This window comes from Microbacterium sp. ZXT2-5 (assembly GCF_055329545.1).
Genome location: NZ_JBUZWD010000001.1, coordinates 1,823,698 through 1,837,923, shown reverse-complemented (window position 1 = coordinate 1,837,923; position 14,226 = coordinate 1,823,698). Strand labels below are relative to the sequence as shown.

The 14,226-nt window shown below is 70.6% G+C and carries 12 protein-coding genes; 2 read left to right on the top strand and 10 right to left on the bottom strand.

All coding sequences use genetic code 11. From position 1 onward, the window contains the following. Positions 1-10: 10 nt before the first annotated feature. The 10 genes from ACZBH1_RS08045 to ACZBH1_RS08000 all read right to left on the bottom strand — a co-directional run bounded on the left by ACZBH1_RS08045 (position 11) and on the right by ACZBH1_RS08000 (position 9,407). On the bottom strand, positions 11-1,225 hold the full coding sequence (locus ACZBH1_RS08045) for a Gfo/Idh/MocA family protein (protein ID WP_452323598.1): 1,215 nt from the start codon (positions 1,223-1,225) through the stop codon (positions 11-13). Further along, entirely contained in the window at positions 1,222-1,638 is a 417-nt protein-coding gene (locus tag ACZBH1_RS08040) for a C-glycoside deglycosidase beta subunit domain-containing protein (RefSeq protein ID WP_463646073.1), read from the bottom strand. Before ACZBH1_RS08040 ends, ACZBH1_RS08045 begins: the two co-directional genes overlap by 4 nt. A 9-nt stretch (positions 1,639-1,647) precedes the next feature. Beyond that, a complete protein-coding gene (locus ACZBH1_RS08035; RefSeq protein WP_378878725.1) occupies positions 1,648-2,433 on the bottom strand; it encodes a nuclear transport factor 2 family protein in 786 nt (261 codons plus the stop codon). Then, positions 2,426-3,496 (bottom strand): sugar phosphate isomerase/epimerase family protein, encoded by a 1,071-nt coding sequence (locus ACZBH1_RS08030; protein ID WP_378878727.1) that lies wholly within the window; start codon positions 3,494-3,496, stop codon positions 2,426-2,428. The genes ACZBH1_RS08035 and ACZBH1_RS08030 overlap by 8 nt, the downstream gene beginning before the upstream one ends. Then, positions 3,493-4,650: a sugar phosphate isomerase/epimerase family protein gene (locus ACZBH1_RS08025; protein WP_463646072.1), complete on the bottom strand. Its 1,158-nt coding sequence runs from the start codon at positions 4,648-4,650 to the stop codon at positions 3,493-3,495. The genes ACZBH1_RS08030 and ACZBH1_RS08025 overlap by 4 nt, the downstream gene beginning before the upstream one ends. Beyond that, positions 4,647-5,051, bottom strand: coding sequence for a C-glycoside deglycosidase beta subunit domain-containing protein (locus ACZBH1_RS08020; protein ID WP_463646070.1), 405 nt, complete (start codon positions 5,049-5,051; stop codon positions 4,647-4,649). The genes ACZBH1_RS08025 and ACZBH1_RS08020 overlap by 4 nt, the downstream gene beginning before the upstream one ends. A gap of 107 nt (positions 5,052-5,158) precedes the next feature. Further along, the gene (locus ACZBH1_RS08015; RefSeq protein ID WP_463646069.1) at positions 5,159-6,718 is read right to left on the bottom strand and encodes a c-glycoside 3-oxidase CarA; all 1,560 of its coding nucleotides are present in this window, start codon (positions 6,716-6,718) and stop codon (positions 5,159-5,161) included. Continuing rightward, positions 6,715-7,509, bottom strand: coding sequence for a TIM barrel protein (locus ACZBH1_RS08010; protein WP_463646068.1), 795 nt, complete (start codon positions 7,507-7,509; stop codon positions 6,715-6,717). Before ACZBH1_RS08010 ends, ACZBH1_RS08015 begins: the two co-directional genes overlap by 4 nt. 97 nt (positions 7,510-7,606) lie before the next feature. Next, the gene (locus ACZBH1_RS08005; RefSeq protein ID WP_336394308.1) at positions 7,607-8,443 is read right to left on the bottom strand and encodes a carbohydrate ABC transporter permease; all 837 of its coding nucleotides are present in this window, start codon (positions 8,441-8,443) and stop codon (positions 7,607-7,609) included. Position 8,444: 1 nt separating this feature from the next. Continuing rightward, positions 8,445-9,407: a carbohydrate ABC transporter permease gene (locus tag ACZBH1_RS08000; protein ID WP_336394307.1), complete on the bottom strand. Its 963-nt coding sequence runs from the start codon at positions 9,405-9,407 to the stop codon at positions 8,445-8,447. Positions 9,408-9,559: 152 nt separating this feature from the next. Between ACZBH1_RS08000 and ACZBH1_RS07995 the strand changes: the two genes are divergently transcribed. Next, entirely contained in the window at positions 9,560-12,757 is a 3,198-nt protein-coding gene (locus ACZBH1_RS07995; protein ID WP_463646067.1) for a glycosyl hydrolase, read from the top strand. A gap of 149 nt (positions 12,758-12,906) precedes the next feature. Continuing rightward, complete coding sequence (locus ACZBH1_RS07990; RefSeq protein WP_463646066.1) at positions 12,907-14,211, top strand: ABC transporter substrate-binding protein; 1,305 nt, start codon at positions 12,907-12,909, stop codon at positions 14,209-14,211. Positions 14,212-14,226 lie beyond the last annotated feature (15 nt).

The window sequence follows — 14,226 nt, the reverse complement described above, 5'->3', positions numbered from 1 at the left end:
TGGCAACGGGTCAATCCGCGGTCGTCCCGGCCGCGACCGGCGCCTCGACCCGTACCCAGCCCGAGCCGTTGTCCGAGCTCTCCTCCACGGCGGCCAGCACGCGCTGCACCGAGAGCCCCTCGGCGAACGACGGGTGCGGGTCGGAGCCCTCGGCGATGGCGGTCACCAGGTCGACGACCTGGTGACTGAACCCGTGCTCGTAGCCGAGCATGTGCCCGGCAGGCCACCACGCGGCGACGTACGGATGCTGCGGCTCGGTGACGAGGATCCGCGTGAAGCCCTGCGTGGCCTCGGGGGCCGTGCGGTCGTAGAACCACAGCGTGTTGAGGTCCTCGAGGTCGAACCGCAGGGCGCCCTTGTCTCCCGACACCTCGATCGACAGGTCGTTCTTGCGACCCGTGGCGAACCGCGTCGCCTCGAACGAGACGAGCGCGCCGGTGGACAGGCGCCCGGTGAAGATCGCGACGTCGTCGACGGTCACGTCGCCGACGCCCGCCGCGGCGGTGCCGGACAGTCCCGAGCCCGAGCCCTGCAGCGGCCGCTGCTTCACGATCGTGTCGAGGACGCCCGAGACGGAGGTGACCTCCACGCCCGTCACGAACTGCGTCATGTCGATGATGTGCGCGCCGATGTCGCCGAGCGCGCCGGAGCCGGCGTGCTCCTTCTGCAGGCGCCACGCGAGGGGCATCGCCGGGTCGACGAGCCAGTCCTGGCGGTAGGCGGCGCGGACCTGCGCGATCCTGCCGACGGCGCCCTGCGCGATGAGGTCGCGCAGGAGGGTCACCGCCGGCACGCGGCGGTACGTGAACCCGACCATCGAACGGATGCCGCGCGCGGCGGCGCGGGCTGCGGCATCGGCCATCGCCTCCGCCTCGGCAACGGTGTTCGCCAGCGGCTTCTCGCACAGCACGTGCTTGCCCGCCTCGAGCGCCGCGATGGCGATCTCGGCGTGCGAGTCACCAGGGGTGACGATGTCGACGATGTCGATGTCGTCACGGGCGATGACCTCGCGCCAGTCCGTCGCCGACTCCTGCCAGCCCCAGCGGGTCGCGGCATCCGCCACCGCCTCGGCGTTGCGCCCGACGACAACGGCCATCTCGACGGCCTGGGGCAGCGAGAACACCCGCGGTGCCTGCCGCCACCCGACCGAGTGGGCGGCGCCCATGAAGCCGTACCCGATCATCGCGACGCGCAGGGCGCCGTCCTGAGCCTGTCGAAGGGTCATGCGAGCACGACCTCGCGCTCCACAGGGACGCGGTTGGTGACGTAGCGGCCGGGGCCACCGTCGACCCCGGGGGCGATCTGCATGTAGAGCAGGCGCATCGTGAGGACGACCTCGACGGTCAGCTTCTCACCGGGCTCGGGGGCGCGACCCAGGTCGATGAGGACCTCGGGCCTGTCGGCGACGAACCACAGCGTCTCGGACTGCTCGGGCAGCTCCTCGATGCGGTACTCGCGCCCGTTGAGGGAGAAGCGCAGCTTGTCGGTGGGGATCTCGACACCATCGACGGATGCCGCGACGCCGTCGACCGCCGAGAGCCAGAGGCTGCGGTACCAGGGCAGCTGCAGCGAGACGGCGACGCCGCTCTCGGTGCGCTTGACGTCCTTGTCGGCGAAGAGGGAATCGTGCGTTGCCATGGTCGTTCCTCAGGCGTAGGTGTCGGTGAAGGTGGCGTGCGGCACCGGCGGGGCGGGCTCGAGCTTCTGCACCGTCTCGGGGCTGTAAGGGTGGTTGGTCGAGGGCACGGGCTCATCGGCCGGCGGCATGAACACGGGCTTGCCGTCGTCGCCGAAGTACATCAGGTCGAGGTCGAACGCGCCCTGGTTCTTCAGGCCGAAGCTCACCCAGTTCTCCTCGAAGGGAGCGCGGGCGAGCTCGTAGCAGCGGAACTTCCAGAACTTCCACTCGCCGTCCTGCTTGAGGAAGTCGATCGCGTACTTGCACCACACCCAGTGCGCCCAGACCTTCTTGCCGAGCACCTCCTGGGGGGAGTACATGTCGGGGAACGCCTCTGCGACCTTCGGGTCGGTGAGCCCGGACTCGGTACCGGCCATCATCCACACGCCCTTCGCGGTCTGTCCGTCGGCGGCGACCTCGATCACGGGCGTCGTCGTGGCGTGGAGGATGAGCTTGCCCTCGGGGTGCGGCCGGCCGCGGTGGTAGTCGGTGACGCTCTTCCACGTCGTGTACTGCCCCGCGTTGGTGTACCGGGCGCGGATGCCCTCGGTGCCCTCCTTGACCCACAGCGGGATGATCTGCTCGTCCTCGAAGGCGTTGTGCAGGTACATGTAGCGGTTGAACAGGTTCTCGACCTGGCCGCGGTCCTCGGCGCGCTGCGCGAGGGCGCGGGCGGCGAAGACCTCCTCGCGGAGGGCGGCGAGCTCGGCCTGCAGCTCGGTGAGGGATGCGGGGGCGATGGCGGTGTCAGACATTCGCGGTCTCCTTCGACTGCTCGGCGACGGTGTCTTCGATCGCCTTGCGCATGAGCGCGTGCTGCTTCTTCACGAGGTCGATCGGATCGGCCTCGCCGAGATCCTGGAAAGCGTGACCCTCCCACTCGCTGGAGAGATACCCCTGGTACCCGCCCACGACGAACTGCTTGACGATGCGCGGGATGTCCATCGCCGGCTCTTCACCGTCGGCACCGATGTCATAGAACTTCGCGTGCACGTGGAAGATCTGCGGCATGATGTCCAGCCACTCCTCCGGCGGCACGAGGCCGTGCATGTTGAAGGCGAGGCGCGTGAACGGGCCGAAGGTCAGCGGGTCGACGCCCTGGCTGACGAGGTAGTCCTCGAACTTCTGGTTGCGCACATGCATGGGAGTCGGCTCGTGCCAGATCTCGTCCATGACCGCGAAGTGCTTCTCGTCCATGCCCATCTTCCCCAGCTGCGCGAGCAGCGTCGGCGAAAGGCTGTGCATCGTCGAGGAGAAGTCGGCGGTGAAGCCGAGGCGCTCGGACTGCAGCTCGTCGTACATCTCGCGCATCTGCAGCACCTGGGGATTGTTCGGCCCCGACGGCGCGTGGATCTCGTAGCCGAGGTACTGGTCGTACTTCTCGGCGAGCGGAAGGAGGCTGCGCAGCAGCTCCTTGCCGTGCGAGCGGATGACGACCCTCTTGAAGCCCAGCGTGTTCGCCGTCTTCAGCTGCCGGGCGAGGAAGTCGTGCTCCTCGTCCGGCGTCATGTCGCGGTCCTTGCGGCGGCCCATGTCGAGGTTCGTGCCCACGGCGCTCGCCTCGAGCCCGTACTTCTCGAGGGAGTCGAACCAGAGCTTCACGAACTCCTGGTCGACGTCGGGGTACGTGCGCAGCAGCTGTGCGATGTTGAACTCGACGCCCGGGCCGATCCCCTCCTCGGCGACGGCGGCGATGAGCGTCTCGGGCGTGTACAGGCCCGCGGCGAACTCGCTCGTCATCGAGTACAGGGTGGTTCCGAGCTTGATGCCGGTGCCGGCGATGCCGTCGGCGCCGCCTTGAGCCTGTCGAAGGGTCATGCGGATGCTCCTTGCGTGGTGGGAAGCCAGGCGGCGAGCTGAGCGCGCGCCTCGACGAGATCGGTGGTCATGCGCGATCCGGCGTCGGCGGCGGCGGAGCGCTGCACCGCCTGCTCGTCGCGGATGATGTCGAACGGGCTCTGCCAGTGGTTCCAGTGCCAGCCCTCGTACTCGCTGGAGATCGCGCCGTTGTAGCCGTTCTCCACGAGCAGGCGGATGAGGTCGCGCACCGGGACCGACGGCTCCTCATGCTGGTCGTCGATGCCGAAGAACTTGCCGTGGACGTGCTTGATCCACGGGAAGATCTCGAGCCAGTCGTCCACGCGGGCGGGGCCGAACAAGCCGGTCGCGTTGATGCCCATGTCGATTCCCAGGTCGGGGCGACCGTGCTGCGCGGCGAGGCCGATGAAGCGGCCGAAGCGCTGACCGTGCTCGGCCTGGTCGGCGGGCGGACCCTGCCGGTGGAACTCGTCCCACAGCCCGATGACCTCTGCCAGCAGCTCCTCCGACGCGCCGCGCCGGCGGTAGGCCTCGATGAGCGAGGGGGCGAAGCCCGAGACGGTGGCGCCCCAGTCCATCGTGAAGCCGAGGAAGGGCGACCCGACCTTCTCGTAGCGGTCGCGCAGCGCGAGGATGCGCGGGTGCGAGGCGTACTGGTCGGCGTGGACCTCGAGCGCGAGCGTCACGCCGTACTCCTCGGCGATGGGGGCGAGCGCCTCCATCGAGTCGGGCGTGATGGAGATCTGCACGCGGGCGATCGGGAAGCCGAGCTTCGCCGCCGCCGCGATCTGCCTGCGCATGTACTCCAGCAGCTCGTCCTGCGTGAGCAGGCGGTCGCGGTGGATGCCGATGTCGGCGTTGACGGCCAGCGAAGTGGTGACGAGGCCGGTCTCGTCGACCAGGTCGCGGAACCAGCCGGCGAACCGGTCGTCGATCTCGGGGAATCCGCGGAAGCTGGAGAAGCCGATGATCTCCAGGCCCGGGCCGTAGCCGTCGGCGGCGACCTTGCGCACGAGGCCCTCGAGGTCGTACTCGCGGCCGTGGAAGGCGCGGGTGAAGCTGTAAAGCGTCACGCCCTGAATGGGCGTGCCCTTCGTCCCGGGGGCGCCGCCCTGCTCTTCGGCGGGCTCAGAAACCGAGTTCACGGCGGTCATGCTGCCACCGCCTTCCGTGCGGTCATGGTCTTCGCGTCGCGCTCTTCGATGTGGAGCACCTCGTCGGCGCCGATGACGATGTAGGGGATGTACAGGACGAGGCCCACCTCGACGCGGTGCTCGCCGTCGCCCGCGACGGGGATGTCGCCCGACAGGACCGCCGAATCGGTGGGGAACCACCAGTCCTCGGTGTCGGGCACGAGCTCGTCGAACGTGAAGGTGCGACCGTTCATCTCCCAGCGGAGCGACTCTGCCGGCGCCTCGACGCCGTCGACGGTGAGGCTCGCCCCGGCGATGCACGACGCGGGGAGCGCGCGGTACCAGGGCAGCCGCACCTCGACCGCGGCACGGGTGCCGTCGGTCGTGAGCGTTCCCTGCTCGATGATGCGATCGGGGATCACAGAGTCCTCCTTGATACTTTATTCGTGTTTCTACACTCTAATGTCTGAATCAGACTAAAGACAAGATTTGATCGTGAGACGACAGTCGCCCGACGAGGCCGTGGGCCCTACCCCCGGTCTCGTCCCGCCGTCGCCGTCTCACGGGAGGCGGAGGCGGGGAGCAGCTCCGCGATGCGCCGCGCGCCGCGGACCGCGAGCGCCACGGACGTCAGCGTGGGGTTGCACGCCGTGGCGGTCGGGATCACGCTGTTGCCCGCCACGAACAGACCCTCGATACCCCACACCTCGCTGTCGGGGCTGCACACGCTGCGGCCGTCGTCCTCGGCCCCCATGCGGGTCGTGCCCTGGTAGTGCAGCGACGCGCCCAACGGCATCGTGAACGGCCGGTCGCCGATCGGCTCGCCGACCGCCTTCGCCAGCTCGACGATCTCGGCCCGCGCGCGGTCGAGCACCGCGTGGTCGCGTTCGGTGAGCGAGTAGTGGATCCGCATCGCGGGCATGCCGTACGAGTCCACCTCGTCGTCCGAGAACTCCACGCGGTCGTCCCACTGCAGGTCCTTGGCGCAGAACAGGCCGAGTCCCACGATCGAGCCGGGCACGACAGGGTCGTCGTCGGCGAGCGGCACCGGCGAGGCGTCCAGCTGCATGATCTGACCGTGGAACGGCTTGTCGTCGGTGAACGGCACCCAGCTGACGCCGCTCTGCTCGCTGAGCGCTCCGGATGCCGCGACCTGATCCTCCGCCGGAGCCTCGACGTCGCGCAGCCGCGCGGCGTAGACGACCTGCGTCTGGTCGTTGAGCGTGCGCCCGAGGGCCGGCGGGCGGATGCCCGATGCCCACAGCACCTGCGGGGTGCGGAGGGCGTCGGCGGCCACGACGACGAACCGCGCCCGCACCTCATGCGTCTCGCCGGACCGCAGGTCGCGCACCGCGACGCCGGCCGCGCGGCCGTCCGCCACGATCACCCGCGTCACGAGCGACTCGTCGAAGAGCGAGAAGTCCGGGTTCGCGCGGGTGGCGTCGCCGAAGACCACGTCCGATCCCGACCAGACCAGGCGGCCGTCGTCGCGACGGTGGACCGCCAGCGGCATCCGCTGCACCCGCGCCTCGGCGGCGCGCCCCTCGTCGACCGCGGTGGCCAGCCGTTCGCGCACGAGGGCGGTGAAGGGCGCCTGGTCGAAGGCATCCGTCGTCACTCCCAGCAGCCGGTCGGCCTCGTCGAGCAGCTCGTCGAGGTCGGGGATGAACGCGACGCGCTCGCTGCCGCCCGGCCGCGGGCAGGCGCCCGTCCAGTGCGCCGCCATCCCGCCCACGTTGCTCGAGAACGCCGCGACCGGGAGGCCGTCCTCGCCGTCTGACTGGTAGCCGTCGGAGAGCAGATAGGTCCCCGGCCGCGCGCGGCGCATGCCGGACTTGACGGCGCCCGGGTTGTCCACGGTCGCCTCGCCGGCGCCCGGACCCTCCGACCGCCGCTGCGCCTCGGCGCGGCGGTCGGCGTCCTCGATGTTCTTGACGTGCGCGCCCGGCGGGTCCGAGACGGTGGGTCCGACCTCGAACAGCGCGACCGTGGCATCCGTGGCTTCCTCGCTCAGGATGCGGGCGTACGCCGCTCCCGTCGGACCGCTGCCGACGATGACGACATCGACCGCCGCGGGATAGCGGCTCATGCCGACGCCGCCAGCTCGCGGATGAGGGCGACGGATGCCTCCGACTCCTGCGTCGGGTAGTACTCCAGGCCGATCGGACCGTCGTAGCCCGACGAGCGCAGCAGACCGAGGCGCTGCGCCCAGTCCAGCTCCCCGGAGCCGGGCTCACCGCGACCCGGCGCGTCGGCGAGCTGGACGTACCTGATGAGCGCGCCCGCGTTGGCGAGCTCGGCCGCCATGTCCTCGCCCTCGACGGCGGAGTGGTAGATGTCGTAGAGCACGCCGAAGAAGGGCGAGTCCACGCCGCGTGCCACGTACACGGCCTCGGCCGTGCGGTCCAGGAGCGAGCCGGGATGGTCGACGCGGACGTTGACCGGCTCGAGCACGAGCGTGATCCCCGATCCGTCGATCTGTGCGATCGCCTTCTGGTAGATCTCGATGAGCTTGTCGAGCTGCACCTGGCGCTTCCAGCCGCCGAAGCCGGTTCCGCTGCCGACGACGATCCGCGGGCACCCGAGATCCTGGGCGATGGCGACGCCCTCGTCGAGCTTGCGGTAGAACTCCGAGTGGTCCCACGGCGGGATCATGAACTGCGTGCGCGGCTCCGAGAGCTGTGCGGTGAGCTGCGTGCCGGTCTCTTCGAGGGCGGCCTTCAGCGCGGGGAGGTCCTTGGGCTGCGATGGCGCATCGGAGCCGGTCGGTCCCCACATCTCGACGGCGGTGAAGCCCGCCGCGGCGGCGGCGCGCACGCGGTCGTGGTAGTCGCCGGCTTCGGTGAAGAGCAGCTCGATGTTGGGTGCGAGTCGATACATGACGTCTCCGGTCGGTGTTTCGGATGAGTGGGCGACGTGCGGGGCCTCTCGGCCGTCCGCTCGACGATCCGGCCGCCCCCGAATCGGTGCCGCGACGTCAGCCCTTCAGGCCGCCGGCGAAGCCCTGGATGAACTTCTTCTGCGCGAACATGTAGAACAGCAGGATCGGGATCATCGAGATGAGCACGACGGCGAAGATCTTGTTCCACGCCGAGACGAGTCCGCCGACGTAGGTGTACATCGCGACGGGCAGCGTCTGCGTGGTCGATCCGCCGAGGAAGATCAGCGAGTTGAAGAAGTCGTTCCAGACGATCAGCCCTGCCAGGATCGCCACCGTGCCGGTGGCCGGCGCCATGAGCGGCAGCACGACGCGGAAGAACGCCTGCGTCGGGGACGCGCCGTCGATGACGGCCGCCTCCTCGTACTCGGTGGTGAGCCCGCGGAAGAAGCTCGCGTAGAGGAAGACCGACAGCGGCAGCAGGATGCCGATCCACAGCAGGATCATGCCGATCGCGTTGCCCGTGAGGCCGACCGACCGCGCCCCGATGTACAGCGGCACGGTGCCCAGCTGCGCGGGCAGGATGATGGCGATGAGGACGAGGTAGAACGTGAGGTTCGTCCATGCGCGCGTCCGGCGCGTGATGACGTACGCGGCGACCGACCCGAACAGGACGAGCCCCGCGATGGCCCCGCCGGTGATGATGACGCTGTTGAGCATGCTCATCGGGATGCTGTTGCGGCCCCCCGTGGTGAGCACCTCGACGAAGGCACTGAAGTCCAGCGACGACGGCGGCGCCATCGCGCTCGTCGTGAGCGCCTCCTCGTCGGTCTTGAACGCGGTGGCGATCAGGAAGTAGAAGGGCAGCAGCCCGAGGAGGGTGACGACCCAGATGGCGACCTCGCGGGCCGCGGTGAGCTTGGTGTAGCGGAACATGTCAGGCGGCCCTTCCGACGGCGTCGCGGTCGCGGGTGGCGTACTGCTGGAGGATGGCGAAGACGAGGATGATGAGCGTCAGCACGAGGGCGAGCGCCGAGCCGAAGCCGAACTGGCCGAGCGAGAAGGCCTGCTTGTAGACCTGCGTCGCGAGCGTCTCGGTGGCGCCGGCCGGGCCGCCGCCGGTGAGGGCGAAGATCTGGTCGAAGATGCGCAGGCCCTGGATGATGCCGAGCGTGGTGGCGATGGCGATGGACGGGCGGATCGCGGGCACCGTGACGTGCCGGAACCGCTGCCAGATGTTGGCCCCGTCGAGGGCGGCCGCCTCCTCGATCTCGACCGGCACCGAGGCGAGGCCGGCGAGGTAGATGACCATGACGAAGCCGGTCTGCTGCCACACGACGGTCAGCAGGATCGCCCAGATGGACCAGGTGGGGTCCGCCAGCCACACCTTCTGCCACGACTCCAGGCCGATCGCCGCCAGGAAGCCGTTGAGCGGTCCGTTGAACTGGAAGATGAACTTCCAGATGTAGGCCACCGCCAGCGGGCTGAGCACCACCGGGAGGAAGAGGAGCGTCCGCAGGACGTACCGCGTCTTGAGGGTGCGGTTGATCGCGAGGGCGAACCCGAGCCCGAGGATGTTCGTCAGGATGACCGAGCCGAACGCCAGGAACAGCGTGTTGAGCACGGCGCCGACCATCAGCGGGTCGTTGAAGATGCGCACGAAGTTGTCGAGGCCGATGAACTCCCAGTCGCCCAGGCCCGTCCAGTTCGTGAAGGCGAAGAAGCCGCCGGTGAGGGTGGCGACGTAGTGCACCGCGATGACGAGGATGATCGCGGGCAGCGCCCACCACCAGTGCCCGTAGCTGATCAGCGGCTTGCGGCCGCGCGGGCGAGGGGTGCGGCGTGCATCGGGAGGCACCGTGAGGGTGCGAGTGGCATCGCGCTCAATCGTCACTGTCATCTGCTCTCTGACCTCGTCGTCACGCGCCGCGACTTCGGCGGCGCTGATGCCACCCTCACACACTTGCGTCGAAAGCACACATTAGTTTTAGCGATATCGGATATAAGTGGCGCAGGCGGCTCCGCGCAGCGGGCGGCGGAGAGGATGAGGGCATGCCCGCGACGCCGTCGATGCCGACTCCCTCGGACCTGTGGCGGGACTTCGTCGACCCGCCCGATGCGGCACGGCCGCGGGCATGGTGGCACTGGATGGACGGCAACGTCGACCCGGACGGCATCGTCCGCGACCTCACATGGCTCCACGCCGTCGGCGTGCGCGGCGTCCAGCTGTTCGACGGCGGCATGGGGGTTCCGCTGGTCGTGCCGGAGCCGGTCCGCCCGGGGTCGGCCGCGTGGCACGAGGCGATCGACACCGCGGTGCGCACGTCGGCGGAGCTCGGGCTCGAGCTCGCCGTGGCGACCTCGGCGGGCTGGAGCGCGAGCGGCGGTCCGTGGGTGGATCCGGCGGATGCCATGAAGAAGCTGGTGTGGTCGGAGGCGGTCGTCGACGGCGGTGGCCGGCGCACCGTCGTGCTGCCGCCGCTTCCCGACGCGGCTGGGCTCTTCCAGGACGCCCCCCGCTGGGGGGCCGCTGGGCGGGAGCCCTGGGCGACCGACTGGCGCGTGCTCGCTTTCCCGGCCGAGGCCGCCCACGATGTGCTGCGTCCGGACCGCGTCCGCGCGTCGGCCTTTGCGGAGGACGTCGCCTGCCTCACCGACGGATCGTTCGAGACGGCGCTCGCCCTCCCCCGCGACCCGGACGCCTGGTCGTCCGCCTGGCTCGAGCTGGAGTTCGACGACCCGGTGACCGTGCGCTCGGTGACCGTCGGCCTGCCGGGCCCCCGCGGCTTCGGCGCGGCGCCGCCGCCGGAGGCGGTGCTCGAGGCCGGCGACGACGGCACGGACTTCCGGCCGGTCGCCACGCTGGCGGCGACCACGTCGCCTGCCCGCACGGCGGCGTTCGCGCCCGTGACAGCGCGGCGGTTCCGGCTCGTCCTCTCCGGCGCGAGCGCGGCCGAGGCCCTCCCGCCCGTCGCGGACGGGGTGCGGGTCCCGCCGGTGCTGCGCCGCAGCGACGCGTTCCTCGTGTCCGAGTTCGCGCTGCGCGCCGGTGGCCGCATCCACCACGCCGAGGCGAAGGCGGGCTTCGCCGTCGTGCCGGACTACTACGCCGTCGACACGGACGCGCGGGCGGATGCCGCCGCGGTGCGCGTCGCGGACGTGCACGACCTCACCGCGCTCGTCGACGGTGGGCGGCTGGAGTGGGATGCTCCGCCCGGGCGGTGGCGCATCCTGCGGCTGGGGGCCTCCCTCACCGGCCAGACCAACGGGCCGGCGCTGCCGGATGCGACGGGGCTCGAGGTCGACAAGCTCGACGGCGCGCGGGTCGCGGCCTATCTGCAGCGCCACCTCGCCGAGTTCGAGGCGGAGGGGTTCGACGCCCTGTTGAGCGACAGTATCGAGGCCGGCAGCCAGAACTGGACGGACGGCATCGCGGAGCGGTTCCGCGAGCTGCGGGGCTACGATCCGACCCCGTGGCTGCCGACGCTCGCGGGTTATCCGGTGGGCGGGGCGGGGGCATCCGATCGCTTCCTGTACGACTATCGCCGCACGCTCGCCGAGCTCCTCGCCACCGAGTACTACGGCACGCTCGCATCGGAAGCCGGCCGCCGGGGCATGACCCACTACGCCGAGGCGCTCGAGGACGGCCGCCCCCAGCTCGGGGACGACCTCGCCATGCGCTCACACGCCGATGTGCCGATGGGCGCCATGTGGACGTTCGATCCCGGGTCCGGGCCGCGGCCGACCTACGTGGCCGATCTCAAGGGCGCGGCATCCGTCGCCCATGTCCACGGCAGGAGCTGGACCGGTGCCGAGGCGTTCACCAGCTTCGACCGGCCGTGGGCGTCGTCGCCCCGCAGCCTCAAGCACGTCGCCGACCTCCAGCTCGCGCTGGGCGTCACCCGGTTCTGCATCCACACCTCGCCGCACCAGCCGCTCGCCGCTCCGCCGCCCGGCGTCGCGCTGGCCCCGTTCCTCGGGCAGGCCTTCACCGCGACCGAGACGTGGGCCGGCATGGCGCGGCCCTGGGTCGACTACCTGGCGCGCTGCTCGGCTATGCTCTCGGCCGGCGAGCCCGCGGTGGACGTCGCCGTGTTCGTCGGCGAGGAGGCCCCGGTCACCGCCCTGTTCGACGACGGGGTCGACACCGCCGTGCCGGACGGGTTCGACTTCGACTACGTCGGCCCGGACGGCCTGGCGCTCCTGCGGGTGGACCCCGACGGCGGCCTGCGCTCGCGGGGCGCGCGGTATCGGCTGCTGTTCCTGGGCGGCTCCAGCCGGCGACTCACCGTGGCGACGCTGCGTCGCCTGGAGCGCCTCCTCGACGCCGGCGCGACGATCGTGGGCCTTCCCCCGGAGTCCTCGCCCTCGCTCGGCGACGACGACGTCGAGTTCCGGCGCCTCCGCGAGGGGATCTGGGCACCCGACCGTGACACCGGGCGGGTGGTCGCCACGTCGGACCTCGCCCGGGCGCTTGCGCTGCTCGGCCTGCGCTCCGCCTTCGAGATCGCCGGTCCCCCGGTGCGCACCATCGCGCGCATCGTCGACGGTCGGCGGGTCACGTTCCTGGCCAACCCGGCGGCGGAGGACGTCCGGGTCCGGATCTCCGTGCCCGAGCAGGTCGGCGCGCTCAGCATCTGGGATCCGGTCCAGCTGCGGGCGGATCCGCTGCACGGCGTGCGCACCGACGACCGCACGGTGGCCGAGATCGCCCTGCCGGCGTTCGGGTCGGTGTTCGTGGTGCCCGGCGCGGCGGCCGAGGGCGCGGCATCCGTCCACAGCGTCCCGCTCGGGGGCGCACCGTGGTCGCTCACGTTCCCCGGCCGGCCGGAGATCGTCCTGCCGGCGGGACCGGCGCTGTGGACGCAGCTCGACGCCGACGCGCGCGCCTTCTCAGGCACGGCGGTCTACCGTGCCGAGTTCGAGGTGGCCGAGCCGCACGCAGGGGCCCGCGTCTGGATCGACCTCGGCCGCGTCCACGACATCGCGCGGGTGGTCGTCAACGGCGTCGACTGCGGGGTCGCATGGACGGCGCCCTTCCGGGTCGACGCCACACCGGCGGTGCGCGAGGGCGCGAACACGATCGAGGTCGAGGTGGCGACCCCGTGGCGCAACCGTCTCATCGCCGAAGCCCGCCGGCCCTCCGCCCAGATCTTCGCCCCGATGACGGCCGTGTTCGAACCCACGGCCGAGCCGCTTCCCGCGGGGCTGGAAGGTCCCGTCCGCCTGGTGACCGAGAATCCGGCCTGACCGGCGCGAATGTGCGGATCAGCGGGGCTATTGCACCGCATAAGCAATACTAATGTCGAAAACTGGCCAATGTGTGTCAGAGTGAGGGCGCGGCCAGGTGCCGAGCCAGCAGCCCGAGCTGGCGACAACGAAGTCACGAAAGGGTCGAAATGCCACAGCACACAGCTTCCCGGCTCCGCTGGCCGCTCCTCGCGGCCCCGATCGCGGGAGTCCTCATCCTCGCCGGCTGCGCCGGCAGCGGCGCCGACGACGGCGGCGACAGCAACGACGGCGGAGGCGATGCCACCGACGTCGGCTTCTCGCTCATGGTCGCCCAGGCCAACGATCAGGACGACTACTACGCGAAGATGGCGGAGAAGTACACCGAGGAGACCGGGGTCGAGATCGAGATGATCCCCTACCCCTCCGACGCGTACAACACGCAGGTCACCACGCAGCTGCAGGCCGGCAACGCCGCCGACATGATGGTGCTCGCCCCCGGCACGGGGCAGGCGATCTCGGTCGTCACGCTCGCCGAGGCGGGCTTCCTCGAGCCGCTCAACGACGCCTCGGCCGGGGTCATCCCCGAGGGGACGCAGTCGCTCTACGAGGTCGACGGCGAGATCTACGGTCAGCCGACGGCCCTTGCGCCCGTCGGGCTCATCTACAACGGCGCGGGTGGCGAAGAGGTCGGCATCGAGGCCTACCCCGAGACCTTCGACGAGCTGCTCGATGCCTGCGCCACCGCGCGCGAGGGCGGCAAGACGTTCACCGTGCTCGCCGGCGGCGTGCCCTTCAACACCGGCCTGTTCTCGATGCTCGTCTCGGCGACGCGCGTCTACGCGGCCGACCCCGCTTGGAACGAGCAGCGCGCCGCAGGCGACGTGACGTTCGTCGGCAGCGGCTGGGAGGACGTGCTCAACGACGTCATCACGCTCAACGACAGCGGCTGCTTCCAGGACGGCGTCGCGGGCGGCACGTTCGACAGCATCACGCAGGGCATCGGCGGCCAGACGTCCCTCACGGCGGCCGTCCCCGGCTCCGCGGCGATCTCGATCGGCGCCGGAACGGGCCTCGACCTCACGGTGCAGGCGTTCCCGCCGGCCGACGGCCAGGACGCGTACACGCTCGCCTCGGCGAACTACGCCTGGGCCGTCAACGCGGCCGCTGAGGACGACGTCAAGGCGTCCGCGCAGTCGTTCCTGGACTGGCTCGCTGAGCCCGCCCAGCTCGAGGAGTTCGCCGACCTGTCGGGCTTCGTGCCGATCTCGGGTGCGAACGCGGGCAACGTGAACCCGGTCTACGAGCCCATCGGCGACCTGCTGGAGTCCGGCTCCTTCGCGGGCCTGCCCAACGCGACCTGGCCCAACCCGACCGTCTACGACACCCTCGGCACCGGCGTGCAGGGCCTCCTGACCGGCCAGAAGACGGTCGACCAGGTGCTCGAGGAGATGGACGCGGCCTGGGACAGCTGAGTCCGCACCACTGAA

Excerpts from the sequence above, each read along its gene's own strand:
- ACZBH1_RS08045 (WP_452323598.1), bottom strand. The coding sequence starts at position 1,225 with ATGACCCTTCGACAGGCTCAGGACGGCGCCCTGCGCGTCGCGATGATC.
- ACZBH1_RS08040 (WP_463646073.1), bottom strand. The coding sequence starts at position 1,638 with ATGGCAACGCACGATTCCCTCTTCGCCGACAAGGACGTCAAGCGCACC.
- ACZBH1_RS08035 (WP_378878725.1), bottom strand. The coding sequence starts at position 2,433 with ATGTCTGACACCGCCATCGCCCCCGCATCCCTCACCGAGCTGCAGGCC.
- ACZBH1_RS08030 (WP_378878727.1), bottom strand. The coding sequence starts at position 3,496 with ATGACCCTTCGACAGGCTCAAGGCGGCGCCGACGGCATCGCCGGCACC.
- ACZBH1_RS08025 (WP_463646072.1), bottom strand. The coding sequence starts at position 4,650 with ATGACCGCCGTGAACTCGGTTTCTGAGCCCGCCGAAGAGCAGGGCGGC.
- ACZBH1_RS08015 (WP_463646069.1), bottom strand. The coding sequence starts at position 6,718 with ATGAGCCGCTATCCCGCGGCGGTCGATGTCGTCATCGTCGGCAGCGGT.
- ACZBH1_RS08010 (WP_463646068.1), bottom strand. The coding sequence starts at position 7,509 with ATGTATCGACTCGCACCCAACATCGAGCTGCTCTTCACCGAAGCCGGC.
- ACZBH1_RS08005 (WP_336394308.1), bottom strand. The coding sequence starts at position 8,443 with ATGTTCCGCTACACCAAGCTCACCGCGGCCCGCGAGGTCGCCATCTGG.
- ACZBH1_RS08000 (WP_336394307.1), bottom strand. The coding sequence starts at position 9,407 with ATGACAGTGACGATTGAGCGCGATGCCACTCGCACCCTCACGGTGCCT.
- ACZBH1_RS07995 (WP_463646067.1), top strand. The coding sequence starts at position 9,560 with ATGCCCGCGACGCCGTCGATGCCGACTCCCTCGGACCTGTGGCGGGAC.
- ACZBH1_RS07990 (WP_463646066.1), top strand. The coding sequence starts at position 12,907 with ATGCCACAGCACACAGCTTCCCGGCTCCGCTGGCCGCTCCTCGCGGCC.